At 70.8% G+C, this 25899-nt stretch carries 23 protein-coding genes; 4 read left to right on the top strand and 19 right to left on the bottom strand.

Annotated features, from left to right (window positions below; translation table 11 throughout):
- Positions 1 to 39 precede the first annotated feature (39 nt).
- Both AC1HIL_RS08655 and AC1HIL_RS08650 read right to left on the bottom strand, forming a co-directional pair.
- Entirely contained in the window at positions 40 to 1836 is a 1797-nt protein-coding gene (locus AC1HIL_RS08655; RefSeq protein ID WP_057590966.1) for an acyl-CoA dehydrogenase C-terminal domain-containing protein, read from the bottom strand.
- Between the two features lie 59 nt (positions 1837 to 1895).
- Complete coding sequence (locus AC1HIL_RS08650) at positions 1896 to 2588, bottom strand: TetR/AcrR family transcriptional regulator (RefSeq protein ID WP_057590965.1); 693 nt, start codon at positions 2586 to 2588, stop codon at positions 1896 to 1898.
- 251 nt (positions 2589 to 2839) lie between these two features.
- On the opposite strand from AC1HIL_RS08650, the gene AC1HIL_RS08645 reads away from it, so the two are divergent.
- The 3 genes from AC1HIL_RS08645 to AC1HIL_RS08635 all read left to right on the top strand — a co-directional run bounded on the left by AC1HIL_RS08645 (position 2840) and on the right by AC1HIL_RS08635 (position 6940).
- On the top strand, positions 2840 to 3352 hold the full coding sequence (locus tag AC1HIL_RS08645; RefSeq protein ID WP_422098097.1) for a sigma-70 family RNA polymerase sigma factor: 513 nt from the start codon (positions 2840 to 2842) through the stop codon (positions 3350 to 3352).
- 70 nt (positions 3353 to 3422) lie between these two features.
- Positions 3423 to 4430, top strand: a complete 1008-nt coding sequence (locus tag AC1HIL_RS08640; protein WP_479671604.1) for a FecR family protein — start codon at positions 3423 to 3425, stop codon at positions 4428 to 4430.
- Positions 4431 to 4558: 128 nt separating this feature from the next.
- A complete protein-coding gene (locus AC1HIL_RS08635) occupies positions 4559 to 6940 on the top strand; it encodes a TonB-dependent siderophore receptor (RefSeq protein WP_479671603.1) in 2382 nt (793 codons plus the stop codon).
- A 28-nt stretch (positions 6941 to 6968) separates the two neighbouring features.
- Here AC1HIL_RS08635 and AC1HIL_RS08630 read toward each other — a convergent pair whose 3' ends face one another.
- On the bottom strand, positions 6969 to 7727 hold the full coding sequence (locus AC1HIL_RS08630) for an SDR family oxidoreductase (RefSeq protein WP_479671602.1): 759 nt from the start codon (positions 7725 to 7727) through the stop codon (positions 6969 to 6971).
- A 128-nt stretch (positions 7728 to 7855) separates the two neighbouring features.
- On the opposite strand from AC1HIL_RS08630, the gene AC1HIL_RS08625 reads away from it, so the two are divergent.
- The gene (locus tag AC1HIL_RS08625; RefSeq protein WP_479671601.1) at positions 7856 to 8743 is read left to right on the top strand and encodes a LysR family transcriptional regulator; all 888 of its coding nucleotides are present in this window, start codon (positions 7856 to 7858) and stop codon (positions 8741 to 8743) included.
- Between the two features lie 3 nt (positions 8744 to 8746).
- Here the strand turns inward: AC1HIL_RS08625 and AC1HIL_RS08620 are convergent, their stop codons facing one another.
- The 16 genes from AC1HIL_RS08620 to AC1HIL_RS08545 all read right to left on the bottom strand — a co-directional run bounded on the left by AC1HIL_RS08620 (position 8747) and on the right by AC1HIL_RS08545 (position 25863).
- Entirely contained in the window at positions 8747 to 9610 is an 864-nt protein-coding gene (locus AC1HIL_RS08620) for an isocitrate lyase/PEP mutase family protein (protein ID WP_093354010.1), read from the bottom strand.
- Positions 9607 to 11022: an FAD-dependent oxidoreductase gene (locus tag AC1HIL_RS08615; protein ID WP_479671600.1), complete on the bottom strand. Its 1416-nt coding sequence runs from the start codon at positions 11020 to 11022 to the stop codon at positions 9607 to 9609. Before AC1HIL_RS08615 ends, AC1HIL_RS08620 begins: the two co-directional genes overlap by 4 nt.
- Entirely contained in the window at positions 11019 to 11633 is a 615-nt protein-coding gene (locus AC1HIL_RS08610) for a cysteine hydrolase family protein (RefSeq protein ID WP_479671599.1), read from the bottom strand. Before AC1HIL_RS08610 ends, AC1HIL_RS08615 begins: the two co-directional genes overlap by 4 nt.
- The gene (locus AC1HIL_RS08605; protein ID WP_479671598.1) at positions 11630 to 13684 is read right to left on the bottom strand and encodes a hydantoinase/oxoprolinase family protein; all 2055 of its coding nucleotides are present in this window, start codon (positions 13682 to 13684) and stop codon (positions 11630 to 11632) included. Before AC1HIL_RS08605 ends, AC1HIL_RS08610 begins: the two co-directional genes overlap by 4 nt.
- The gene (locus AC1HIL_RS08600; protein WP_479671597.1) at positions 13681 to 15375 is read right to left on the bottom strand and encodes a hydantoinase B/oxoprolinase family protein; all 1695 of its coding nucleotides are present in this window, start codon (positions 15373 to 15375) and stop codon (positions 13681 to 13683) included. The genes AC1HIL_RS08605 and AC1HIL_RS08600 overlap by 4 nt, the downstream gene beginning before the upstream one ends.
- Positions 15376 to 15377: 2 nt before the next feature.
- Positions 15378 to 16346, bottom strand: a complete 969-nt coding sequence (locus AC1HIL_RS08595) for a Bug family tripartite tricarboxylate transporter substrate binding protein (protein ID WP_057590954.1) — start codon at positions 16344 to 16346, stop codon at positions 15378 to 15380.
- 37 nt (positions 16347 to 16383) lie between these two features.
- On the bottom strand, positions 16384 to 17709 hold the full coding sequence (locus AC1HIL_RS08590; RefSeq protein ID WP_479671596.1) for an MmgE/PrpD family protein: 1326 nt from the start codon (positions 17707 to 17709) through the stop codon (positions 16384 to 16386).
- Entirely contained in the window at positions 17699 to 18220 is a 522-nt protein-coding gene (locus AC1HIL_RS08585; RefSeq protein ID WP_479671595.1) for a LeuD/DmdB family oxidoreductase small subunit, read from the bottom strand. Before AC1HIL_RS08585 ends, AC1HIL_RS08590 begins: the two co-directional genes overlap by 11 nt.
- Positions 18217 to 19491 carry a 3-isopropylmalate dehydratase large subunit gene (locus AC1HIL_RS08580; protein ID WP_479671594.1) on the bottom strand — a complete coding sequence of 425 codons (1275 nt, stop codon included), beginning with the start codon at positions 19489 to 19491 and terminating at the stop codon, positions 18217 to 18219. The genes AC1HIL_RS08585 and AC1HIL_RS08580 overlap by 4 nt, the downstream gene beginning before the upstream one ends.
- Complete coding sequence (locus AC1HIL_RS08575; RefSeq protein WP_479671593.1) at positions 19488 to 20444, bottom strand: tripartite tricarboxylate transporter substrate binding protein; 957 nt, start codon at positions 20442 to 20444, stop codon at positions 19488 to 19490. The genes AC1HIL_RS08580 and AC1HIL_RS08575 overlap by 4 nt, the downstream gene beginning before the upstream one ends.
- A gap of 38 nt (positions 20445 to 20482) precedes the next feature.
- Complete coding sequence (locus AC1HIL_RS08570; protein ID WP_261215021.1) at positions 20483 to 21193, bottom strand: ABC transporter ATP-binding protein; 711 nt, start codon at positions 21191 to 21193, stop codon at positions 20483 to 20485.
- Positions 21190 to 21954: an ABC transporter ATP-binding protein gene (locus AC1HIL_RS08565; protein WP_057590948.1), complete on the bottom strand. Its 765-nt coding sequence runs from the start codon at positions 21952 to 21954 to the stop codon at positions 21190 to 21192. Before AC1HIL_RS08565 ends, AC1HIL_RS08570 begins: the two co-directional genes overlap by 4 nt.
- Positions 21947 to 22924, bottom strand: a complete 978-nt coding sequence (locus AC1HIL_RS08560; protein WP_479671592.1) for a branched-chain amino acid ABC transporter permease — start codon at positions 22922 to 22924, stop codon at positions 21947 to 21949. Before AC1HIL_RS08560 ends, AC1HIL_RS08565 begins: the two co-directional genes overlap by 8 nt.
- Positions 22921 to 23793, bottom strand: a complete 873-nt coding sequence (locus AC1HIL_RS08555; RefSeq protein ID WP_203204273.1) for a branched-chain amino acid ABC transporter permease — start codon at positions 23791 to 23793, stop codon at positions 22921 to 22923. Before AC1HIL_RS08555 ends, AC1HIL_RS08560 begins: the two co-directional genes overlap by 4 nt.
- 61 nt (positions 23794 to 23854) lie before the next feature.
- On the bottom strand, positions 23855 to 25057 hold the full coding sequence (locus AC1HIL_RS08550; RefSeq protein ID WP_261215011.1) for an ABC transporter substrate-binding protein: 1203 nt from the start codon (positions 25055 to 25057) through the stop codon (positions 23855 to 23857).
- A gap of 23 nt (positions 25058 to 25080) precedes the next feature.
- The gene (locus AC1HIL_RS08545) at positions 25081 to 25863 is read right to left on the bottom strand and encodes a GntR family transcriptional regulator (protein WP_479672477.1); all 783 of its coding nucleotides are present in this window, start codon (positions 25861 to 25863) and stop codon (positions 25081 to 25083) included.
- Between the last annotated feature and the right edge of the window lie 36 nt (positions 25864 to 25899).

The following is a 25899-nucleotide window of genomic DNA, read 5'->3' as shown; positions in this document are numbered from 1 at the left end:
TCGGCTCCGGGAAGTGGTCGAGGAAGGGAAGGCGCGGACTCAGGCCAGCGCGGCGTCGGTGTCCATCAGCACCTTGCTGCCGGCACGGGCCGTGCGCATCAGCGTCGCGGTCTCGGGGAACAGCTTGGCGAAGTAGAAGCGCGCGGTCTGCAGCTTGGCGACGTAGAACGGGTCGGTGTTGCCGGCCGCGATCTCGCGCAGCGCGACCTGCGCCATGCGGGCGAACAGGTAGCCGAACACGAAGTGGCCGGCCACGCGCAGGTAGTCCACCGCGGCGGCGCCGACTTCGTCGGGGTTCTGGAAGCCCTTGAAGCCGATCTCGGTCGTGAACTTGGTGAGCTGGTCGCCCAGGCCCGCGATCGGATTGATGAACTCGGCCATCTTCTCGTTCACGCCCTCTTCTTCCACCAGCTTCGCGACCAGCTTGCCGAACTTCTTCAGCGAGGCGCCGTTGTTGCCCAGCACCTTGCGGCCCAGCAGGTCGAGCGACTGCACGGTGTTCGTGCCTTCGTAGATCATGTTGATGCGGTTGTCGCGCACGTACTGCTCCATGCCCCATTCCTTGATGAAGCCATGGCCGCCGAAGACCTGCATGCAGGCATTGGTCGCGATGTGGCCGTTGTCGGTGATGAAGGCCTTCACGATCGGCGTGAGCAGCGCGACGAGTTCGCCGCTGTCCTTGCGCACCTTCTCGTCGGGATGGTGGTGCTCCTTGTCGAGCAGCAGGGTGCAGAACACCTGCAGCGCGCGGCCGCCCTCGGCATAGGCCTTGGCGGTCAGCAGCATCTTGCGCACGTCGGGGTGCACGATGATCGGATCGGCTTCCTTGTCCTTGGCCTTCACGCCCGACAGCGAGCGCATCTGCAGGCGGTCCTTGGCATAGGCCAGCGCGTTCTGGAACGCCACCTCGGTCAGGCCCAGCGACTGGTTGCCCACGCCCAGGCGCGCGGCGTTCATCATCACGAACATCGCGGCCAGGCCCTTGTTGGGCTCGCCCACCAGCGTACCGGTGGCGCCCTCGATCACGATCTGCGCGGTGGCGTTGCCGTGGATGCCCATCTTGTGCTCGAGGCCGGCGCAGAAGATCGGGTTGCGCTCGCCGAGCGAACCGTCGGCCTTGACGTGGAACTTCGGCACCACGAACAGGCTGATGCCCTTGCTGCCCTTGGGCGCGTCGGGCAGCCGGGCCAGCACCAGGTGGATGATGTTGCCGGCCATGTCGTGCTCGCCGGCCGAGATGAAGATCTTGTTGCCGGTGATGCGGTACGTGCCGTCGGCCTGCGGTTCTGCCTTGGTGCGCAGCAGGCCGAGGTCGGTGCCGCAGTGGGGTTCGGTCAGGCACATGGTGCCGGTCCATTCGCCGCTCACCAGCTTGGGCAGGTAGGTCTTCTTCTGCTCGTCGGTGCCGTGCGCCACCAGCGCCTCGTAGGCGCCGTGCGAGAGGCCCGGGTACATGGTCCAGGCCTGGTTCGCGCTGTTGAGCATCTCGAACAGGCACTGGTTGACCACGAAGGGCAGGCCCTGGCCGCCGAAGGCCGGGTCGCACGACAGCGCGGGCCAGCCGCCCTCGACGTACTTGGCGTAGGCCTCCTTGAAGCCCGTGGGCGTCTTGACTTCGTGCGTGGCCTTGTCGAGCACGCAGCCTTCCTCGTCGCCGCTGATGTTGAGCGGGAAGGTGACCTCGGCCGCGAACTTGCCGGCCTCCTCGATCACCGCGTTGATGGTGTCGGCGTCGGTCTCGGCGTGCGCGGGCAGCGCCTTGAGTTCCTCGGCGACGTTGAGCACTTCGTGCAGCACGAATTGCATGTCGCGCACGGGCGGGTTGTAGCTGGGCATCCGGAACTCTCCTGGTCGAACTGAAAGATGAAAGGGAAGAAAAAAACGGTGCCGCGCGCTCAGCGCACGGTCTTGAGGCGGCGCACGCGCGAGGGCGCGGCGGCAGCGGTCGGCGCGGGCGTCCCGGCCGCCGCATAGCGGCCGAGGATGTTGTCGAAGCCGGTGTTGGCACGGCCGATGGAGCCGGGCACCCGCAGGAAGCGGGCCTCGTAGTGCAGCGCGAGGATCAGGCCGTGGATCTCGAACGCGACCTGGCGCTCGTCGGCATCGGCGTTGAGGTGGCCCTCCTCCTTCGACTGCACGATCGCGCGCAGCACGGCGGCCTGCCAGATCGAGACCGATTCCACCAGCGCGTCGCGCACCGGGCCCGGGCGGTCGTCGAATTCGGAAGCGCCGCTGATGTAGATGCAGCCCGAGTCGATCTCGGTCGAGGTGCGCTTCATCCAGTTGGCGAACATCGCACGCAGCCGCGGCAGGCCGCGGTCGGCCTCGATGGCGGGGAAGAACACTTCCTGCTCGAAGCGCGCGTGGTACTCGCGCACCACCGAGATCTGCAGTTCCTCGCGCGAGCCGAAGTGGGCGAACACGCCCGACTTGCTCATCTTGGTGATCTCGGCCACAGCGCCGATCGACAGGCCCTCGAGCCCGATCTGCGCGGCCAGCGCCAGTGCGGCATCGACGATCACGGCCTTGGTCTGCTGGCCCTTCTGGGCGGCGCGGGCCGGCTTGGCGGAAACGGCATTGACGGACATCGTGGGACTTCCAGACAAAAACGAACGGTCGTTCTATTTTGCAGGGGCTTTCGATTCTTGGCCGGCAAAGACCTTGAGCCGGAAAAGGTTATCAACGAAAAGCAACCGGCGGATGACAAGCCGGGCTGCCGCGCCTTGGCTCGCTGATAATGAGAAGAGTTCCCATCCACGACGCGCGCGAGATCAGCCGCCGCCACATCCCCACGCCAGCCGGTCGTCGGAACGCATCCCCTCCATGGCATGGGTCGATCTTGCTCGAGCGCTATTACCGCGAACTGCTGAACTTCCTCTCCCGCACGGTGAACGACCGCGATGCCGCGGCCGACCTCGCGCAGGAGAGCTATGCGCGCGTGCTCGCGCTGCGGCAGTCGGGCGAGGCGATCTCCAACGTGCGCGCGCTGCTCTATCGCACGGCGCGCAACCTGGTGATCGACCGCCATCGCCGCGCCGTGCTGCGCGACCACGAGGACATCGACGCGCTGGCCGACGCCGCGCATGCGATGGCGCCCGTCCACGCGCAGCCCGAGGAGGCCTACGCCTCGGCGCAGCATGCGCGGGCGATCCTCGCGGCGATCGAGGCCCTGCCGCCACGCTGCCGCGAGGCCTTCGTGCTCAACCGCTTCGAGGGCCTGTCGCACCAGGAGGTGGCCGAGCGCATGGGCATCTCGAAGAACATGGTGGCGCAGCACGTGATCCGCGGCGTGCTGGCCTGCAAGGCCTGCGAGGACGCCTTCGGCACCGGGACCAGCGACCACAATCGATAGCGCGGCGTCGTGCCGACCTCCACTTCGAGGCGGCCCGCGCGTCTACATCCAGAACAGAGAAATTCCCCGCATGACAGCCACCCCGCCCACCGATCCCGCGCCGGATGCCGATCAGGCCGCCGCGCGCTGGCTGGTGCGCCGGCAGGACGGGCTGGCGCCGGACGAGACGGCCGAATTCGAGGCCTGGCTCGCGGCCGCGCCCGCGCACCGCGCCGCGCTCGAGCGGCTCGAAGGCACCTGGCGGCGGCTCGACACGCTGCCCGCCGCCGAGCTGGCCGCGCTGCGCGCGCGCACGCAGGCCGCCACGCCACCGCGCCGCGGCTGGCAGGGCACGCGCCGCTGGATGCCGCTGGCCGCCGCTGCCTGCGCGCTGTTCGTGGTGGCGGGCGGCTGGGCGCTGTGGCAGCAGCAGCCGGTCTATGCCAAGACCTTCGCCACCGCGCGCGGCCAGCAGCTCGACGTGACGCTGCCCGACGGCAGCGTGCTCAGGCTCGACACCGCCACGCGCGCCGAGGTGACGCTCTATCGCCAGCGGCGCGAGGTGCGGCTGCCCGAAGGCCAGGCCCACTTCAGCGTGCAGGCCGATGCCGAGCGGCCCTTCGACGTGCTGGCCGGCCCGCTGCGCATCACGGTGGTCGGCACGCGCTTCTCGGTGCGCCACACGCAGGCCGGGCTCGATGCCGGCGGCGTGCGCGTGACGGTGGAGGAAGGCCGGGTGCGCGTGGCCCCGGCCGACCCGGCAGCCGGTGCCGAGCCGCGGCTGCTGGGCCCGGGCGAAGCCGTCGCCGGGGACGCGGGCGGCCGGCTGCGCAGCGCGCCCGCCTCGCCCGCCGCGGGCGCCCTGCTCTGGCGCGAAGGCCGCGCCAACTTCGAGAACACGCCGCTCGCGCAGGCGCTGGCCGAGTTCGAGCGCTACGGCCCGACCGGCCTCACGGTGCGCGACCCCGCGGTGGCCGCGATGCGCATCAACGGCAGCTTCGACCTGCGGCAGTTCGATGCCTTCGCCAAGGCGCTGCCGCAGGTGCTGCCGGTACGGCTGCAGCCGCGCGAGGGCACGACCGAGATCGCGCCGCGCTGAGGCCCCGCCAGGCCCCGGGCGAAAGTTTTTTCAAAAAAGTTCGAGGCGGACCTCCACTGCGCCGGAACTGATGCGTCTGCATGGGTAGTTCTTTTCCTCTACCCACCGACCTTCCGGAGTCCGCCTTCATGCCGCACCCGCGCTTCCGCCCCGCCGCCACCGCCTTCGCGGCGGCCCTCGTCCTCGCCGCCTGGGGCACCTCATCCGTCGGCGCCCAGCCCGCTGCCGCCGTGCAGGCCGCGGCCGTCTATCCGATCGCGCTGCCCGCCCAGCCGCTGGGCGCGGCGCTCAACGAACTCGCGCGCCAGGCCCGGCTGCAGCTGATGGTCCATCCCGAGCTGGTCGCCGGCAAGCAGGCGCCAGCGGTGTCGGGCCAGTTCACCGCGAGCCAGGCGCTGGAGCGCGTGCTCGCGGGCAGCGGCCTCGGTGCGAGCCTCGACGGCAACGCGGCCGTGATCCGCGCCCTGCCCGCCGCGGCGGGCGGCGCGACGTTGCCGCCGGTGGTGGTGAACGCCGCCGCCGCCGACGCGACCGCCGAACTGCAGCAGGACGGCAACGCCGCCGACGGCTACCGCGCCAAGACCGTCTCCTCGGTCGGCGCGCTCGGCAGCATGGCGCTGCAGGACACGCCGTTCTCGATCAGCGTGGTGCCGCGCGAGCTGGTGCAGAACATCCAGGCGCAGTCGCCCGACGACATCTACAAGCTCAACCCGTCCACGCGCACCGCCACGCCGCAGATTTCGAGCTGGACGCCGGTGGTCAGCATCCGCGGCTTCAACAGCTCGGACACGGCCGAGGACGGCCTGCGCCGCGCCTACAACCATGCGGCGGTGGTCGAGGACAAGGAGCGCGTCGAGATCCTCGGCGGTCTCTCGGGCTTTCTCTACGGCGCGGCCTCGCCGGGCGGGATGATCAACTACGTCTACAAGCGCCCGACGCTCGAGCGGCTCAACAGCATGACCGTGGGCAACTACGGCGGCAGCCAGGCCTACGTGCACGGCGACTTCGGCGGCCGCCTCGACGAGGCCGGCCGCGCCGGCTACCGGCTCAACGTGGTCCGCCAGGACGGCAACACCGCCATCGACGACCAGAAGATCGACCGCACGCTGGTCAGCGCGGCCGTCGACTGGCAGCTCACCGACCGCCTGCTGGTCGAGATGAACGCGGTCTACAACAAGTACCGCAGCGCGGGCACCTCGGCCTACTGGTTCTACGAAATCCCGCGCGGCCGCGCGCCCGACGCGCGCAGGAACTGGAGCCAGCCCTGGGTGCGCGACGAATTCGAGAACACCAAGCTGATGGCCAAGGCCACCTACCGGCTCGACGAGCGCATCACGCTGCGCGCCGCCTACATGCGCGACGGCATCGACCGCCCGGTGCAGGACCACACGATGAACAGCGTGAGCTCGGCCGAGGGCTTCAGCCAGATCCGCATCCGCTCGGGCCGCACCGAGGACACCTTCGAGGCCGGCTCGGCGCTGGCCGACATCCGCTTCGAGACCGGCCCCGTGTCGCACAAGCTCACGGTGGGCGCCTACATGTATTCCGACAAGTCCTGGGCCACGCGCAGCAGCCCCAACACCGGCTGGCAGGGGCCCTACCCGTTCTCGCAGCCGACCTACGTGCCCGAGCCCTACTTCACGCCGAACATCTACACGCCCTATTACGCGGGCCGCGTGATGAACCGCAACCAGGTGATCGGCGACCATCTGCAGTTCGGCGAGCAATGGTCGATGCTGCTGGGCGTGACGCGCAGCAACATCCGCACCGTCGCGCTCGACGGCGAGGGCGCGAAATCGCAGCCCGACTACGACAAGAGCCGCAGCTCGCCCTCGGTCTCGCTGATGTACAAGCCCGTGCCCTGGCTGACCGCCTATGCGAGCTACATCGAGGGCCTGGAAGCCGGCGGCACCGCGCCCGACACCGCCGCCAACTTCGGCGCCGTGCTGCCGCCGATGGTCAGCCGCCAGAAGGAGATCGGCCTGAAGGCGACGGTCGGCGAACTGCTGCTGACCGGCGCGCTGTTCGACATCGAGAAGGCCTACGAATACATCGACACGGCCAACACCTACACGCAGAACGGCCGGCAGAAGCACCGGGGCTTCGAGTTCAACGTCTCGGGCAAGCCGGCCGACAAATGGACGGTGGTGGGCGGCCTGACCGCGCTCGATGCCAAGGTCAGGGGCTCCGAGTTCGACGGCAAGGCGCCGCAGAACGTGGCGAAGCTCATCGCCAAGGTCTATGCCGAATACGAGCTGCCGGTGCCCGGCCTGGTGCTGACCGGCGGCCTCTACTACACGGGCCGCCAATGGGCCAATGCCGACAACACCGACCGCCTGCCCGCCGTCACCACCGCCGACCTCGGCCTGCGCTACGCCATGAAGCTCTCGGGCCGTCCGCTGACCCTGCGGCTGAACGTGAACAACGTCGCCAACAAGAGCTACTGGCTCAACAGCTACTACGTGGGCGCGCCGCGCAGCGTGGCCTTCTCGGCGCAGATGCCGTTCTGAGCGGCATCCGCGCCATCGGGCTCGAGGATCAGAAGTCCTGCGCCACCGGCCGCAGCACCACCTCGTTGATGTCCACGTTCGCGGGCTGCTCCACCGCGTACACCACCGCGCGCGCCACCGAGTCCGAGGGGATCTGGCTGGCCTCGTAGAAGGCCTGCACGCCGGCGGCGGTCTCGGCATCGGTGGTGCCGAACTTCAGTTCGGACTCGACCGCGCCGGGCGAGACGATGGTCACGCGGATGCCGGTGTTGCCGACCTCCACGCGCAGGCCTTCCGAGATGGCGCGCACCGCGTACTTGGTGGCGCTGTAGACGGTGCCGATCGGCGTGAACACCTTGATGCCGGCGATCGAGGCCACGTTGACGATATGGCCGCTGCCCTGCGCCTGCATGCGCGGCAGCACGGCGGCGATGCCGTAGAGCACGCCCTTGATGTTGACGTCGATGGTGCGGTCCCATTCGTCGACCTTGAGCTTCTCGATCGGCGACAGCGGCATCACGCCCGCGTTGTTGACCAGCACGTCGATGCGGCCGAAGGCCTCGACGGTGACGGCGGCGAGCCGCTCGAGGTCCTCGCGCTTCGCCACGTCGGTGGCGACCGCGATGGCCTCGCCACCGGCTTCGCGGATCTCGGCGACCACCTTCTCGAGGCGGTCGGTACGGCGCGCGGCCAGCACCACCTTCGCGCCGCGGGCGGCCAGGTGGCGGGCGGTGGATTCGCCGAGGCCGCTGCTGGCGCCGGTGACGATGGCAACCTTGCCGCGGATGTTGTCTTGAACGGAAGTCATGGTGTTTTCCTTGGGTGGGCGTTGAAGAACTTGAAGAAGTGCATGCAGTGTGGAAAATCCGGGCGTTCCCGTAAATGAAACTCTCACGACTTCAGAATTCCTGATTCAGGAACACTCAACCCACCCCCATGTCGAACCGGCTCGAAGCCCTGCGCGTGTTCTGCGCCGCCGCCGATGCGGCCAACTTCCGCGATGCCGCGGTGCGCCTGGCGGTCTCGCCGCAGGTGGTCACGCGCGCCGTGCGCGAGCTCGAGGAGGAACTGGGCGAGCCGCTGTTCCACCGCAGCACGCGCGGCGTGCAGCTCACCGACTTCGGCCGCCAGCTCGCGCAGCGCGCGCGCACCGCGGTCGGCGGGGTCGATGCGCTGTTCCACCGCACCGACCGGCGCGCGCTGTCGCAGCACGCGGGCACGGTGCGCGTCACCGCGCCCAACGTCTACGGCCGGCGGCTGATTCCCGAGGCGCTGGCGCCGATGCTGGCGGCGCATCCGGGGCTGGTGCTCGACCTGCGGCTGTCGGAGGAACATGCCGACGTGGTCGACGAGCAGATCGACATCGGCGTGCGCGCCGGCCCGATCCGCGATGCGCGCTTCGTCGCGCGCACGGTCGGGCGCATGCAGCTGCGCGTGGTGGCGGCGCCGGCGCTGATCGCGCGCACCGGTATCCCCGAGAACATCGAGGCGCTGCCGAGCTTTCCGCTCACCGCGCTGCTCGACCGCAGCGTGGGCCGGCCCTGGTCCTGGTTCTTCAGCAAGGGGCGGCAGATGCCGGTGGCGGCGCCGGCCTTCATCAGCGACGACGTGGAGGCCGAGTGCACCGCCGTGCGCGCTGGCCTGGGTTTCGGCCAGCTCGCGGGGCCGCTGGCCGAGCCGCTGATCGCATTGGGCGAGCTGGTCGAGGTGCTCGAGGCCGACGCGCCCGAGTCCTGGCCGATCCATGTCTACCGCTCGCAGCGCGCGCCGGTGCCGGCGCGCGTGCGGCTGGTCTACGACGAACTCGTGCGCGCGCTGCGCTGAGACCTACTCGTACTTCTGTCCTTCGAGCATCAACTCGGGCGTGCCGATCACCGCGTTGAGCGCATCGAAGTCCAGCATCTGCGGCCGCCACGGCTGCGTGGTGCGGTGGCGGTGCAGGCTCGCGTAGTAGCCCTGCAGCGTGTGCGTCACGGCGCGCGCCGTGCCGCCCGGGAAGATCGCGATGCGAAAGCCGTGCCGCTGCAGCGCGTCGGCATCCTCGATCGGCGTCTTGCCGCCTTCGACCATGTTCGCCAGCAGCGGCACGCGGTCGCCGAAGCGCCGGCAGGCCGCGTCCATCTGCTCGGGCGAGCGCAGCGCCTCGATGAAGAGCGCGTCCACGCCGCAGGCGAGATAAGCCTCGGCGCGGTCGAGCGCGGCCTCCATGCCCTCGACCGCCACCGCGTCGGTGCGCGCGAGGATCAGGGTCTCGCTCGAGCTGCGCGCATCGAGCGCGGCCTTGAGCTTGCCGACCATCTCGCGCTCGGACACCACGGCCTTGCCGTCGAGGTGGCCGCAACGCTTGGGAAAGGTCTGGTCCTCGATCTGCACCATGGCCGCGCCCGCGCGCTCGAAGCCGCGCACGGTGCGCTGGGTGTTGAGCGCATTGCCGAAGCCGGTGTCGGCATCAACGATCACCGGCACGCGCACGCGCTCGGTGATGCGCGCCAGCGTGTCGGCCACCTCGGTGAAGGTCGTGAGGCCGACGTCGGAGCGGCCGAGCCGCGTGTAGGCGATGGAGGCGCCCGAGAGGTACAGCGCCTCGAAGCCGGCCTGCTCGGCCACCAGCGCGCTGAGCGCGTCGTACACACCGGGCGCGAGCACGATGTCGTTGCGCGCGAGCCGGGTCTTGAAGGAGGGATTCGTCATGCGGAGTTCGTCCTGGTTGGGATGGATGCGGCGAGCGTGCGCGCCGCGATGTAGCCGCCGGCCACGGCGCTCAGGAGGCCGTTGCCGGAGAGATAGCCCCAGACCGCGTCGCCCGACACGCCACCCGCCGCGCCGCCCGCGGCCAGCAGGTTGTCGAAGGGCGTGCCGTCGTGGCGCAGCACGCGCATGTCGGGTGCGGTGTCGAGACCGCCCTGGGTGTGGAACAGCGCGCCCGTGACCTTGACCGCGAAGTACGGTGCGTCGAGTCCGCGCGCGAACACGCGGCCGTCGGGTGCGGGTTCGCCTGAGCGCATAGCGTCGAGCGTGGCCTGCAGCACCGCGGCCTCGCAGCCGATGCAGTCGGCCAGTGCCGTCACCGACTCGCAGCGCCGCACGGCACCCGCGGCTTCAGCCTCGCAGAAATCGGGAAAGCCGCGCGCCAGCGCGAGCAGCGGCGCGTCGAACACGTTCCAGGCGATGCCGCCCGGCTGCGCGAGCACATGCACCGCGGCTTCCGAGTAGCCCTGGGTCTCGTCGTGGAAGCGCCGGCCCTCGCAGTTGAGCTGCACGCCGCCTTCCATCATCACGGCCCAGGACATCAGCGCGCCCTGCGGCGTGACCCAGGAGCCATGGCCCTGGTAGCCGCCGAGGTCGCGCAGCCGCGCGCCCAGCGCCTCGCCCCAGAGGATCGCGCTGCCGTCGTTGCCCACGTGGCCGCCGAACGCGGCCTCGGCCATCTCGGGCAGCAGCGCGCGCACCATCCGCGCATTGCCGCCGAAACCGTTGCAGGCCAGCAGCAGCGCATCGCAGCCCAGCGTCTCGCGGCTGCCGTCGGGGCGCGCGTACTCGACGCCGACCACGCGGTCGCCATCATCGAGCACCAGCGTGTCGACCAGCGCCTGCGTCAGCACCGGAACGCCCGCCGCCTCGGCGGCCGACTGCAGCGCCGCCATCAGCGCGGCGCCGGTCTTCTGTTCGAGCGCATGCATGCGGTGCACGCCATGGCCGGGATAGAGGAAGCCATCGAGCAGCAGCCACCGCAGCCCGTGCCGCGCCTGCAGCGCATCGAGCGCCGGGCCGATGGCCCCCGCATAGGCCGCGACCAGCGCGGGTGCCGCGCGGCCATGGGCCTTGGCCTGGATGTCGGCGGCGAAGCGCTCGGCGCTGTCGTCGAGCACGCCGTGCGCGCGCTGCGCGAGCGTGCCGGGCGCGGGGATGAAGCCCGAGGACAGCGCGCTCGATCCGCTGGGCAGCGCATCGCGCTCGAGCACCACGCAGTCCACGCCCGCATCGGCCAGCATCAGCGCGGCAGTGAGCCCGCAGGCGCCGCCGCCGACGATCGCCACCGGCACGCGCACCTCGGCCTCGACCGAGGCCGCGCGGCGCACCGGTCGCGACGGGTTCGAACTCATGCGAGCGACGCGGCGAAGGCCGCGCAGTCCGTCACCTCGGCCACGTTGCGCATGTCGGCCAGCGAGGTATGGTGGCGCTCCTCGCCGAAGGCCGCGCAGCCGTCGGCCAGCACCAGCGTGCGGTAGTCGCGCATGTGCGCATCGCGCACCGTGCTCGCGACGCCGCCGTTGGTGACGATGCCGCAGACCGCCACGGTGTCGATGCCCGCGCGCCGCAGCACCCAGTCGAGCTGGGTGTTGAAGAAGGCCGAGTACGCGACCTTGCTCACGTTCACGTCGACCAGGCCGGACAGCGCGTCGACGTTGGCCTGGCCCCAGCTGCCGGGCGCGAAGTCGCCCCTGGCGAGGTAGGGGCGCAGCGCTTTCAGGTGCGGCGACACCATCGGCTCGCCCGCCGCATCGGGCCACAGCGTGAACTGGCTCGCCACCACCATGCCGCCCGCGGCCTTGAGCGCGCGCGCCACCGCGGCCACGCGCGCCGGCAGCAGCAGCGCCGGCGGGTTGGTGTCGCCGCCGCGCGCATAGGCGCCCCGGGCATCGAGGAAGTCGTTCTGCAGGTCGATGACGACCAGCGCGGTCCGTGCCGCGGTCGGTTGCCTGGTTTCGCTCATGACAGCCTCACGAGAAGGTTGCCGTGCGCATCGACCTCGGCATGGAAGCCGGGTTCGAGCCACACGGTGGTGTCGGCCTGCTCGAGGATCGCGGGTCCCTCGATGCGCGCGGCCACCGGCAGCTCCAGGCGCGCATAGCGTTGCGCCTCGTGCCAGCGGCCGTCGTGGAACACGCGCTGCGTGCCCAGCGGCGTGGTGCTGCCCTGCCCCTCGGGCGCGAGCACCTTGAGGTCGAACTTGGGCCGCACGCCGATGCGCGCATAGCGCAGGTTCATCACGCGGATCGCGATGCCCTCGAGCACGCGGCCGAAGGCGGCCGTGTAGCTGGCCTCGAAGGCGGCGCGGATGGCCGCGGCCGTGAGCGGCGCGCTGCCGAGCACCACGGGCAGCGTGTGGGTCTGGCCCGCGTAGAGCATGTCGAGCGCGATCACCTCGCGCACCTCGTCGAAGCGCACGCCCGAGGAGTCGAGGCGCTGCTGGCAGCTCGCGGCCAGCTCGTCGATGCGGCGCTGGACCTCGGCCACGTCGAGTTCGGCCAGCGGCTTGTTGAGGGTCTGCACCGCGTCGTGGCGCATGTCGGCGATCACGCAGCCCAGCGCCGAGGTCACGCCGGGATAGCGCGGCACGATGCCCGTGGCCACGCCGACCTCGCGCATCATCGCGCACACGTGCAGCGCGCCGCCGCCGCCGAAGGGCATGTAGGCGAAGCGGCGCGGGTCGTGGCCGCGCTCGATCGACACCAGCCGAATGGCGCCGGCCATGCGTGCGTTGGCAACCGTGAGGATGGCCTCGGCGGCCGCGTGCACGTCCAGGCCCAGCGGGCGCGCGACGTGTTCCTCGATGGCCTGGCGCGACTTCTCGCCGTCGAGCGCCGCGAGCAGGCCGCCGCCCAGCGGCCGGTCCGCGGCGATGCGGCCCAGCAGCACGTTGGCGTCGGTCACGGTCGGGCGCATGTTGCCGCGCCCGTAGCAGGCCGGGCCCGGCACGCTGCCGGCCGACTCGGGGCCCACCTGCAGCATGCCGCTCGCATCCACCGAGGCGATGGAGCCACCGCCTGCGCCGATGGTCTCGATCTGGATCATCGGCGAGCGGATCACCATGCCGAACTCGATCGCGGTCTGCGCGGCCAGCGCGGCCTCGCCGCTGGCCACCAGCGAGACGTCGAACGAGGTGCCGCCCATGTCGCCGGTGATCGCGTTCGGGAAGCCGGCCGCGCGCGCGATGGCCGCGCAGGCGATCACGCCGGCCGCCGGGCCCGACAGCGCGGTGCGCACCGGCAGGTCGCTCGCGGTCTGGCGCGACATCACGCCGCCGTTGCTCTGCACCACCAGCAGCTCGCCCGCGAAGCCCTGCGCGCGCAGGTCCGACTCGAGCCGGCCGAGGTAGCTGCCCACCACCGGCTGCAGCGCGGCATTGAGCGTGGCGGTCGAGCAGCGCTCGAACTCGCGGATCTCGGGCAGCACCTCGCTGGCCGAGGTGACATGCGGATTCGGCCAGAGCTCGCGCACCGCCGCGACCGCGAGCCGCTCGTTCGCCGGGTTGGCATAGGTGTTGATGAAGAACACGCAGACCGCCTCGCAGCCGGCCTCGAGCAGCGCGCGCGCCTCGGCGCGCACCTGGTCGAGATCGACCGCGGTGTGCAGGGTGCCGTCGGCCAGCACGCGCTCGTCGACCTCGCGGCGCAGGTCGCGCGGCACCACGGGCAGGAAGCTGCCGCGCAGGCCCCAGGTCTGGGGCCGGTCGCGGCGGCGCATCTCGAGCACGTCGCGGAAGCCGCGCGTGGTGATGATGCCGGTGCGCGCCACCTTGCGCTCGAGCAGCGCATTGGTGCCGACCGTGGTGCCGTGCACGATGGTGGCGATGGCCGCGGCCGAATCGGCCACGCGTGCCACGCCGTTCATGAAGCCGCGCGCTTCCTCGCCGCGCGTGGACGGCACCTTGACGATGCGCGCCGTGCCGTTCGCCTCGTCGAGCACGAACAGGTCGGTGAAGGTGCCGCCGACGTCGACGCCGACGACCAGGGAATTGCGGGGGTTGCCAGGGGAGCTCATTCGGATGCCTCGTCCTTGTCGTTCTTGTCGTTGCCGGTCGTCACATAGCCCATCGCGCGGTCGGCCGCGCGCTGCGCCGCGGGCCGCTCGGCGGCCTCGCCCCAGCCACCGCCGCCCGGCGTCTCGAGCCGCACGCGCTCGCCGCGCTCGAGCCGGATGCCGCGCATCTTCGAGACCATCGGCGGCACGTGCCATTCGCCCGCGTTCTCGTAGCGGAACACGTTGACCGCGCCTGCGCCGCCGCCCGCGATGCCCTTGGGCGGCGAGGTGCCGCGCTCGCCGAACACGAAGACTTCGGCGTCCTTCTCGAGCAGCTCGATCTCGTAGACGGCGCCGAGGCCGCCGCGGTGCCGGCCGTCGCCGCCCGAATCGGCGCGCAGCGACCATTCGGTGAAGCGCACCGGATAGGCCGCCTCGAGGATCTCCAGCGGCGGGATGGTCGCGGTCGAGATCGGCGCATTGCCGTGCGAGAGCCCGTCGCCGCCCGAGTGGCCGCCATGGCCGCCGCCGAAGAAGCTGAACATCACCCAGCGCTGGCCCTCGCGGCCCTTGTCGCTGCGGTGGCCCGCGATCGACAGCGCGTTGATGGTGCCGTAGGCCTGCGCGACGGCGCGCGTGGGATCGGCCTGCGCGGCGGCGCTGAAGATCACGTCGATCATGCGCAGGATGGTCTCGGTGTAGCCGCCGACCGGGCGCGGGCGCTCGGCGCTGATCACCAGCCGGTCGGGGATATCGAAGTCCACCGCGTCGAGCACGCCGGCATTGGCGGGCACGTCGGGGAACAGGTGCTTGAGCGCGACGTAGCAGGCCGCCACGGCCGTGGCGCGCGAGATGTTGACCGGACCCGCGCATTGCGCCGAGGTGCGCGAGAAGTCGAGCAGCAGACGGTCGCCGGCCACCGTCATGTCGAGCGCGATGGTCAGCGGCTCGTTCGCGATGCCGTCGTTGTCGAGCAGGTCCTCGAAGCTGTAGCGGCCGTCGGGCAGCGAGGCGATGTGCGAGCGCATCAGCCGCAGCGCGCGGCCGCGCAACTCGCCGAGCGCGGCCAGCACCAGGTCGTCGCCGTACTCGTCGAGCAGGCCGTGCAGCCGCTTGGCGCCGAGCTCGAGCGCCGCGAGCTGGCCGTTGAGGTCGCCCCAGAGGCTGTCGGGCAGGCGCGTGTTGGCCTGCAGGATCGCGAGCACGTCGGCATCGAGCTTGCCGTCGCGCACGATGCGCACCGGCGGGATCTGCACCGCCTCCTGCCAGCACTCGGTGGCCGCGGGGTTGTAGTTGCCGGGCACCGCGCCGCCCACGTCGTGCCAGTGCGCGGCCGAGGCCATGTGGCAGTAGAGCTTGCCATTGCGGAAGAAGGGCTTGACCAGCTTGAAGTCGTTGGCGTGCGTGCCGCCGTCGTAGGCATCGTTGCTGATCCAGATGTCGCCGTCCTTCATGCCGCCGCGCGGCTCGGCCGCGGCGAGGGTGGCGCGCACCGCGAAAGCCATGGCGCCGACGAACACCGGCAGGCCCGACTTGCCCTGCACCAGCGTGTCGCCGCTGGTCGCGTCGTACAGGCCGTGGCAGGCGTCGTGCGCCTCGGCAATGATGGGATTGAACGCGCTGCGGTAGAGCGTGGCGTCCATCTCGTCAGCCACCTGCTCGAGGCGGCCGCGCAGCACGGCGAGCGTGACGGGGTCGAGTGTGTCGTTCATGGTCAGTCCACCTTCGCGCCGCTGGTCTTCACGACCTTGGCCCACTTGTCGATTTCCTTTTTCACGTGGGCGGCGAATTCCGCCTGCGTGGAACCCACCGGTTCGGCGCCGAGCGCGGCCAGCTTCTCGCGCACCTCGGGCAACTTGAGGATGCGCTGCACCTCGGCCGAGAGCTTGTCGACCACCGGCTGCGGCGTGCCCTTGGGCGCGAACAGGCCCGACCAGGCATCGGCATAGAAGCCCGGGTAGCTCTCGGCGATGGTCGGCAGATCGGGCAGCGAAGGCGAACGGCGCAGGCTGGTGAGCGCGATCGCGCGCAGCTTGCCGGCCTTGACGTGCGGCAGCGCCGAGGGCAGCCCGTCGACCATCATCTGCACCTGGCCGGCCAGCAAGTCGGACACCGCGGGCGCGCTGCCCTTGTAGGGCACGTGCGTGATGTCGACGCCGGCCTCGGCCTTGAGCATCTCCATGCCCAGGTGCGCGGCCGTGCCGTTGCCCAGCGAGGCGTAGTTGAGCTTGCCGGGCTCCTTCTTCGCGAGCGCGACCAGCTCGGCCAGGTTCTTCGCGGGCACCGAGGGATGCACCACCAGCACGTTGGGCACCACGGCCACCTGGCTGATGGCGACGAAGTCGGCCACCGGGTCGTAGGGCATCCTGCTGTAGAGCGAGGTGTTGATGGCATGCGAGCCGGTCACGCCCATCACCAGCGTGTAGCCGTCGGCCGGCGCCTTGGCCACGAGGTCCGAGCCCACGTTGCCGCCCGCGCCCGCGCGGTTGTCGACCACCACGGGCTGGCCCCAGTGCTCGCTCATCTTCACCGCGACCAGCCGCGCCGCGGCATCGGTGGCGCCGCCCGGCGGGAAGGGCACGACGATGCGGATCGCCTTGTCGGGAAAGCCGCCGGCCTGGGCGGCGGCGACGAGCGGCAGGCACACGAGCAGCGTGCTGGCGAGATAGCGCAGGAGTTTCATGGTGGGTGGGGCGTGAAGGTGGTGAAGAGGAATCGGGTCAGAGCCGTTGCCACAGCGCGCCGAGCGCGGTGCCGGCGGGCGCGTCGAGCACGCCGTCGCAGAAGGCCTGGGCGCGCGCGGGCGCGACGGACTGCGCTGCGTAGTGCGCGAACTTGGCGAGCAGGGCCGCGCGGTCCAGCGGGTTCTGGGCATCGCCCGCGATGGTGGTCACGGTCTCTTCGAGCGTGCCGCCGTCGTGCGTCAGTGCGAGCGTGGCGCCGCGCTCGCGGCGCGCCGTGAGACCGGCGTCGACCTCGAGCTCGACCAGCGCCTCGAGGCGGCGCAGCTCGGCGTCGTCGAAGCGCGGCGCGGCATAGACCGAGGGATCGACATCGCCGAAGCGCAGCATCGCCGCGAGGCCGAAGCTCAGGCTGAACTGCGCCTGGATCGGCGTGCGCGGCGCGCGGTTGCCGCAATAGACGATCGCCTCCTCGTAGACCGTGAGCACGATGCGGCGGATGCCCGTGGTGTCGCCGCCCAGCCGTTCGCGCAGGGCGCGCGCGGCGGTCGCGCCGTAGTGCACGTGGCGCACGGCCGCGAAGGGCTTGAGGTAGGCGTCGCGCAGCAGCAGCGTCGATGCATCGGGCAAGGGCTGCGCGGCGGCGGCCGCATGGTTCGCTGCGTAGTGGGCCAGCGCGCCCTCGGGCGCGTCGATGCCGGCCGCGCTCGCGAAGGCCGCCTGCAGCCCCAGCGAGGCGCTGTGGCCCAGGTAGGTGTTGCGGGCCGTGCGCCCCTGCGCCACCGGCAGGTAGAGGCTGGTGGCCAGCTGGCAGGCCGCGATGTCGATGGCCTGCACGATGGCCTCGGGCGCCAGGCCCAGCAGCCGCGCCGCGCCCGCCGCCACACCGAGCGCGGGCCAGTTGGCATCGACGTGCATGCCGGGGCGGATGCGCAGCCAGGCGCCGCAGCGCGCGCCGACCTCGTAGCCGAGCACGAAGGCATCGACGAATTCGCCGAGGCTGGCATCGCGCCGCAACGCGAGCGGCAGCAGCGCCGCCACCAGCGGCACGCCGGGCCGGCCGTGCGCGAGCGCATGGCCTTCGCAGGCCTCGTCCCAGGTCGCGGCCATGGCGATGACCTGCGCGGCCGCCTGCACGGCCAGCGACGGGCCGGCGGGAAACGCGAAGCCGCCGGGTTCGCAGGCGGCGAGCGCGGCCTCGAGCCGGCGCACCTCGCCTGCCTGCCGGCCCGCGAGCGCGCAGCCGACGGTGTCGACCAGCAGCCGGCGCGCCTGCGAGGCGGCTTCGGCATCGGCCGGTCGCGCCGCATGCAGCGCCACCACGGCCTGCAGCACCGCGCGTCGTGGATCGATGTCAGGCGGCATCGGCTTCCTTCTTCGCCGCCATGCGACGGCGCAGCAGCGGCAGCAGGCCACCGGCCTCGACCATCTCGGTCAGGAAGGCCGGCACGGGCTCGCAGGCCAGGGTGCGCCCATCGGCGCCGCGCAGCGCGGGCGTGCCGATGTCGAGCGCGATCTGTTCGCCGTCGTGCAGCGACTCGGCTTCGGCGCAGGTCAGCAGCAGCAGGCCGACGTTGAAGGCATTGCGGAAGAAGAGCCCGCTGTACGAGGGCGCGATCACCGCGGCCACGCCCAGCTGCACCAGCACGGCCGCGGCCTGCTCGCGCGAGGAGCCGATGCCGAAGTTGGGTCCGGCCACGATCACGTCGCCCGCTCGGACCTCGCGCGCGAACTCGGGGCGGATGGCTTCGAGGCAATGCCGCGCGATGCGATCGATGCCATGCTTCATCGCATGGCCGGGCGCGAGCGCGTCGGTGTCGATGTCGGCGCCCAGGCGCCAGACACGGTGCAGCCGATTCAGGTCCTGACCGCTCATGCCAGCACCTCGCGCGGATCGGTCACGCAGCCGCGCAGCGCGGCGGCCGCCACCGTGTAGGGCGAGCCCAGGTAGACCTGCGCGGTCGGCGAGCCCATGCGGCCCTTGAAGTTGCGCGCGGTGGTCGAGATGACGGTGATGTCGTCGCCCATCGGATCGCCATAGCCGGAGCAGGCGCCGCAAGCGGTGGGGAACAGCTCGGCGCCGGCCTCCATCAGCACCTGCAGCACACCCTCCTCGCGCGCCTGTTCCTGGTCGCGCAGGCTCGCGGGCGCCACGATCAGGCGGATGCCGTTCGCGACCTTGTGGCCGCGCAGCACCTGCGCGGCGGCGCGCAGGTCGTCGAGCTTGGCGCCGGTGCAGGCGCCGATGTAGGCCACGTCGACCGGCGTGCCCGCGAAGCGGCTCACGCCATGCGCATTGGCCGGGCTGTGCGGCGCGGCCACGTGGGGTTCGAGCGTGGTGGCATCGAAGCGATGGTCCGTGAGCGCGGCATCGGCGTCGGTGAACCACGGCGCCATGTCGACCGGCGGCGCGCCGGCACCGGCCAGGAACGCGGCCGTGGTGGCATCGGGTGCGATCAGCCCGGCCTGCGCGCCGAGCTCGGCGCTCATGTTCGAGAGCGTCATGCGCTCCTGCATCGACAGCGCGACCACCGCCGGCCCCGCGAACTCCACGGCCTGGTAGCGGCCGCCGTTCATGCCGAAGCGGCCGATCATGTGCAGCATCATGTCCTTGGCGGTCACGCCCGCGGGCAGCGCGCCGTCCCACCACATGCGCAGGGTCTCGGGCACGCGCAGCCAGATCTCGCCCGTGACCACCACGCCGAGCATCTCGGTGCTGCCGACGCCGAACATGTAGGCGCCGAAGGCACCGCCCGTGGGCGAGTGCGAGTCGCCGCCCACGCACAGCATGCCGGGGCGGATGTGACCATGCTGCGGCACCACCACGTGGCAGATGCCCTGGCTGTCGTAGACATGCGGCAGCTGCTGGTCGCGCGCCCAGTCGCGCGCGATGCGCACGATGCGGCGCGAGTCGTCGTCGCGCTCGGGCACGTAGTGGTCCATCACGAGCACCACGCGCGAGCGGTCCCAGATCCGCGCGCCCAGTTCCTCGAGCATGGGCTGCAGGCGGCGCGGTCCCGAGGAGTCGTGGAACATCGCGAGGTCGACGCCGCAGGTCACGATCTCGCCCACCGCCACCCGCTCGCGGCCGCTGGCGCGCGCGATGAGCTTCTGCGCCAGGGTCTGTGCTGAAGCCGTCGAGGTCATTCGGGCTTGGCTCCCGAGAACTTGACCACCTTGGCCCAGCGCACGATCTCGCTCTGCACGAAGGCCGAGAACTGCTCGCTCGAATTGCCGACGGGGATCGCGCCCTCGATCTCGAGGCGCTGGCGCATGTCGGCCTGCTGCAGCGCATGGCGCGCGGCATCGCCGATCTGTTTGATGCGCTCGGCGGGCATGCGCGTGGGGCCGAACAGGCCGAACCAGGCGCTCGATTCGTAGCCGGGCAGCGCCTCGGCGATGGCCGGCACCTCGGGGAAGGCCGGCAGCCGCTTCGCCGTGGTCACGCCCAGCGCCTTGAGCTTGCCAGCCTGGATGTGGGCCTTGACATTGCCCACGGCCGCGAACATCAGCTGCACCTGGCCCGCGAGCACGTCCTGCACCGCGGGCGAGGTGCCCTTGTAGGGGATGTTCACGATGTCCACGCCCGACTGCATCTTGAAGGCCTCGCCCGCCATGTGCAGCGACGAGCCCACGGCGCCGATCGCGAAGTTGAGCTGGCCCGGCTTGGCCTTGGCGAGCGCGATCAGCTCGCGCACGTCCTTCGCGGGCACCGAGGGATGGGCGACCAGGATCGAGGGCGAGGTCGCGACGCAGGTGAGCGCGGTGAAGTCCTTCACCGGATCGAAGGGCAGGCTCGGATAGAGCGTCGCATTGATCGCGTGGCTGGTGAAGCTCATCAGCAGCGTGTTGCCGTCGGGCACGGCCTTGGCCACGGCATCGGCCGCGATGTTGCCGCCCGCGCCGGGCTTGTTCTCGACGATGACGTTGCGGCCCAGCGCCGGGCCCATGCTCACGGCGAGCGAGCGCGCCAGCGTGTCGGTGGAGCCGCCCGCGGGCGCGCCGACCAGGATGCGCACCGGCGCGCCGCCGATCTGCGCCAGGCTGTGGCCGGCCCATGCGGCGGCCAGCGACGAGAGGAGGATGTCGCGTCTTTTCATGTGTTGTTCTCCGGAAAATCGTGGGGGGAGCGCGCGCCTCAAAGTCCCAGGTAGGCGCGCCGCAGTTCGTCGCTCACGAGCAGCTCGCCGGGCAGGCCCGAGAAGCGCACGCTGCCGTTCTCGAGCACGTAGGCGCGGTCGGCGATCTCGAGCGACTGGCCGACGTTCTGCTCGACCAGCAGCACGGCCAGGCCACCGTCGCGCAGCTCGCGGATCAGCGTGAACATCTCCTCGACCAGGAGCGGCGAGAGGCCGAGCGAAGGCTCGTCGAGGATCAGCAGCACCGGCTCGGCCATCAGCCCGCGCGCGATGGCCAGCATCTGCTGCTCGCCACCGCTCATGGTGCCGGCATGCTGGTCCATGCGCTCGCGCAGGCGCGGGAACAGCGCGAACGATTTCTCGAGGTTCTGCGCGCGGCGCTCGCGCGCCCGCGTGAACGAGCCGAGCTCGAGGTTCTCGCGCACGCTGAGGTTGGGAAACACCTTGCGGCCCTCGGGCACCTGGATCAGGCCGGCCTTGACGACGTCGCGGTAGTGCGCGCCGCTCAGGTCCTTGCCGTCGAAGCGCACCGTGCCGCCCCAGGCCGGGGTGAGGCCGCAGACCATCTTGTTGAGCGTGGACTTGCCCGCGCCGTTGCTGCCGAGCAGCGCGACCATCTCGCCGGCGTTCACCTTGAGGTCGACGCCGCGCAGTACCTCGACGCGGCCATAGCCGCCGCGCAGGCCTTCGATTTCCAGCAGTGCGCTCATGCTGCGGCTCCCGTTGCGGCCTTGCGCAGCCGCGCCGCGGTGCCATGGCCCAGGTAGGCCTCGACCACCCGGTCGTCGGAGGTCACCTGCGCCGGGCTGCCCTCGGCGATCAGCTGGCCCTGCGCCAGCACCCAGACGTGCTCGGCGAGGTTCATCACGGCCTGCATCACGTGTTCGATCATCAGCACGGTCACGCCGCTCGCGGCGATGCCGCGCACCACCGGCATCATCTCGGCGATCTCCTGCGGGTTGAGGCCGGCGAGCACCTCGTCGAGCAGCAGCAGGCGCGGCCGGGTGGCGAGCGCGCGCGCGAGCTCGAGGCGCTTGCGGCCGGCCACGGTGAGGTCGGAGGCGGGCTTGTCGAGCTGCGGCGCGAGGCCCACGCGCTGCGCCACGGCCTCGGCCTCGCGCAGGGCCTCGGTGCGGCCGCGCAGGTGCAGATGCGCGCCGACCGCGATGTTCTCGCGCACGGTCTGCGCGGCGAAGGGCTTCACGATCTGGAAGGTGCGGGTCATGCCGAGCGCGGCATTGCGGTGCGGCTCGCGGCCGGTGATGTCCTGGCCCGCGAAGCGCACGCTGCCGGCGTCGGGCTTGAGGAAGCCCGACATCAGCGCGAACAGCGTGGTCTTGCCCGCGCCGTTGGGCCCGATCAGCGCGCTGAGGCTGCCCTCGCGCACGGCGAGGCTCACGTTCTGCACCGCCTTGAGCCCGCCGAAGGAGCGCGAGACGCCCTCGAGCACCAGCAGGGAAGATTCACTCATCGCGGCCTCCCTTCGCGCTCCAGAGCTGCCGCACCGACTGGCCGATGCCCGCGATGCCGCGCGGCACGAAGATCACGATCAGCACGAGCACGGTGCCGTAGATCACCATGTTGATGCCCGGCAGCTCGCCGAACAGGTTGCGCGTGAAGTCCGACAGCAGGTGCAGCACCACCGCGCCGAGCACCGGGCCCCACACGGTGCCCATGCCGCCGACGATGGCCGCCACCAGCGCCTCGACCGACACGGCCGGGCCGTAGGCGATGCCGGCATCGATGTACTGGAACACCTGCACGTAGAAGGCACCGGCCGCGCCCATGAAGGCGGCCGACAGGCCGATGGCCGCGAGCTTGACGCGGAAGGGGTCGACGCCGACGGCGCGCGCCGCGTCCTCGTTGTCGCGCACGGCCTGCAGGTAGGCGCCGAAGCGGCCATTGCGCAGCCAGCAGGTGACGAGCAGCGCCACCACGACCATCGCGAGCACCACCCACAGGTAGCCGGCACGCGTGGCGAACTGCAGGTTGGCGACCGATTCGCGCAGCGGCACCATCAGGCCGACGCCGCCGCCCGTGAAGTCGACCGACAGCGCGAGGATGCGGAACACCTCGGCGAAGGCCAGCGTGACCAGCGCGAAGTACGAGCCCTTGAGGCCGTAGCGAAAGCTCAGCGCGCCGATGAAGAGGCCGACCAGCGCGGCACCGGCGATGGCCAGCGGCAGCGCGACCCAGGCGTTGATGCCGCCCTGCAGCTGCGCGATGGCCTGGATGTAGGCACCGGTGCCGAAGAACAGCGCGTGGCCGAACGAGAACTGGCCGCCGAAGCCGCCGAGGATGTTCCAGGCCTGCGCGATCAGCGTGGCGTAGAGCGCCATCATCACGAAGTTGAGCGTGACGCCCGAGGTCGTGACCAGCGGCACGCATGCCACCAGAACGGCGAACAGCGCGATGCCCGCGAGTTGCTTCGCTGCGCTCATGCCTTGGCCCCGAACATGCCCTGGGGCCGGAACAGCACCACGCCGATGAAGATCGCGAAGATGCCGATCTGGCCCAGCGATTCGCCGAGATAGAGGCCGCCGAGCGACTCCACCACGCCGACCAGGAAGCCGCCGATCAGCGCGCCGACGAAGCTGCCCATGCCGCCGAGCACGACGATGGTGAAGGCCACGAGCACGAAACCGCCGCCGACCTGCGGGTTGACGTAGTAGGCCGGCAGCAGGAAGCAGGCGGCCGCGCCGAGGCAGGCCAGGCCGATGCCGAAGCTCATGGCGTAGACGTGGTCGACGTCGATGCCCATGAGCTTGGCGCCCTCCTTCTCCTTGGCGACGGCGCGGATGGCGCGGCCGAGGTCGGTGCGGCCCATGATCCAGAACAGGATGCCCGAGACCACGAGCGCGCCCGCGAAGGCCACCAGCTTGGGCACGGCGATCATCGCGGGGCCGATGGCCACGGTGCTCAGCGAATAGGCGGTGTCGATGTTGCGCGTGTCGGACTTGAAGAACAGCAGCGCGAGGTTCTCCATCACGATCGCGATGCCGAGCGTGGCGAGCAGGATGTTCTCGTCCTTGCCGTGGCCCGCGCGGTTGATGACCACGCGCTGCAGCGCATAGCCGAGCGCGAACATGCCCAGCACCACCACGGGCAGCGCGAGGTAGGGATCGATGCCCAGCCGCTCCTTGAGGAAGTACACCGCGTACAGCGCCACCATCAGGCAGGCGCCGTGCGCGAAGTTGATGATGTGCAGCACGCCGTAGATCAGCGTGAGGCCCAGCGCGATCAGTGCGTAGACGGCGCCTGTCGTGAGGCCGTTGAGCACCGAGGGGAAGAGGATGCTGGGGTCTAGCATTTTTGTTCGTCGCGCGTGGGTTGTGGGCCGCAGGGGCCCCGGGAGATCACTGCCCTCACGCTCATGCCTTCAGCGGGAACAGCGGCTCCACCTCGCGGTAGTCGCGCGGGATGATGACCTTGATGTCGTTCTTCACCACCTGCGTCATCAGCGGCTGCGCGCCCTCGTTCTGGCCATTGACGAACTTCGTGGGGCCATAGGGCATGAAGTGGTTCGAGAAGGTGCTCTTCTCGAGCGCGTCGACGATCGCGGCGCGCTCGCCCGACCTGGCGCGTTCCAGCGCATCGGCCAGCAGCCACATCGAGGCATAGGTCATGAAGACCTCGTAGCTGAAGAACTGGCCCTTGGCCTCGACGCGCTTGCGCAGCTCCTGCGCGCGCTTGTCCCTGGGATTGAACCAGTGGTTGCAGTCGATGATGCCGTTGGCCGCGTCGGGAAACTCCTTCACGAACTTGTAGCTCGAGGCCGCGCCGCCGAGCACCGAGAAGATCGCCTTGGGCACCACCTTCTGCTGCTGCATGGTGCGCACCAGCAGCGCGTACTCGTTGTAGTAGTTGGCCGGGATCACGATGTCGGGGTTGATCGACTTCATGCGCAGCACGATGTTGTTGAAGTCGCGCGTGGGGTTGGCGTGCTTCACCACCTCCTTCACCTCGAAGCCGTAGCCCGGCAGCTCGCGCGCCAGCAACTGCGCGGTGCCGGCGCCGAACAGCGACTCCTCGTGGATCACCATCACGGTCTTGGCCGGGTTGCCCGCGGCCTTGTTGAGCACCAGCAGGTTGGCCATCGCGACCTCGGTCGACTTGCGGTAGCCGGGGCCGAAGCGGAAGGTGTTCTTCAGGCCGCGTTCGACGATCTGGTCGGCCACGCCCACGTCGACCACGTGCGGCAGGTTGTACTTGGCCGCGGCCTGCGTGGTGGCCAGGCAGATCGCCGAGGCGTAGGCGCCGACGATGGCGCTGACGCCGGCCTCGTTCATCTTCTCGACCTCGGCCGCGCCCGCCTGCGGCTGCGACTGCGCGTCGCCCAGCAGGGCCTCGAGCTTCGCGCCGCCGAGCGACTTGATGCCGCCCGCGGCATTGATGTCCTCGATCGCGAGCTGCGCGCCGAGCCGGCACTGCTGGCCCGAGTAGGCGAGCGCGCCCGTCACCGGGTGCAGCACGCCCACCTTCAGCGGCTTGGGTTGGGCCCCGCCGATCAGCGGGAAGGCGAGCGCGGAGGCCAGGGTGGCGGACTGCGAAACGAAGCGGCGGCGGGTCTGCATGGGGCGTTTCCTTTTCTTTGTCTTCAGTTGAACTTGGCCGACACGTCCCGGCTGACCCAGACCTTGGCGTCGATGCTGCCGACGCGGGACAGTTGCATCTCGTAGGTGTAGCGGTCGGGACGGTAGAAGCCGTGCAGCCACTGCACCGGGCGCTCGTCTTCGTCGTAGATCAGGCGGCGCACCGCGAGCAGGGCCGAGCCGACCGAGACGTCGAGGTGCTGCGCGAGCACGTTGTCGGCCAGGCGCGCGGAGATGGTCTGGTGGGCCCGACCCACCTTCACGCCCGACTCCTCGAGCAGCACCAGGATCGGCTTCTTCGAGAGCTCGCGGCGGCCGAAGCGGCGCGCGATCGTGTCGGGCACGTAGGTCGTGATGTGCGAGAGCGGGCCTTCGCGCGCGGACCGCACGCGCACCGCCTTCTGCACCGGGTCGCCGAGCTGCAGCTGCAGCGCCTCGGCCACCTGCGAGGAGGCCGTGATGGTCGCGACCTCGAGCACCTTGACCGAGGTGTGCAGGCCCATGGTGACGAGCTTCTCGAGCAGGCCGCGCAGGTTCGCGCGCTCGCTGGCCGGCGCGCTCGGCGCCTCGCCCGCGACCGGGCCGATGGGCCGCGTGCGGCGGCCCGGCGTGCGCGAGATCAGCCCTTCGGCGGCGAGCTGCTCGAGCGCGCGCCGCACGGTGACGCGCGCCACGCCGAACTGCTGCATGAGCGCGAGCTCGCCCGGCAGCCCGTCGGCGGCGAAGCGGCCCTCATGCAACTGCTCCCGCAGCACCAGGTAGATCTGGTGGTACTTGGGCAAGGGCATCTGCGACATGCAAGCGATGTTTTTGCAGTTTCAATG

It is taken from the genome of Variovorax sp. ISS6 (genome assembly GCF_056523145.1).
This window is presented reverse-complemented; position numbering and strand designations above follow the sequence as displayed.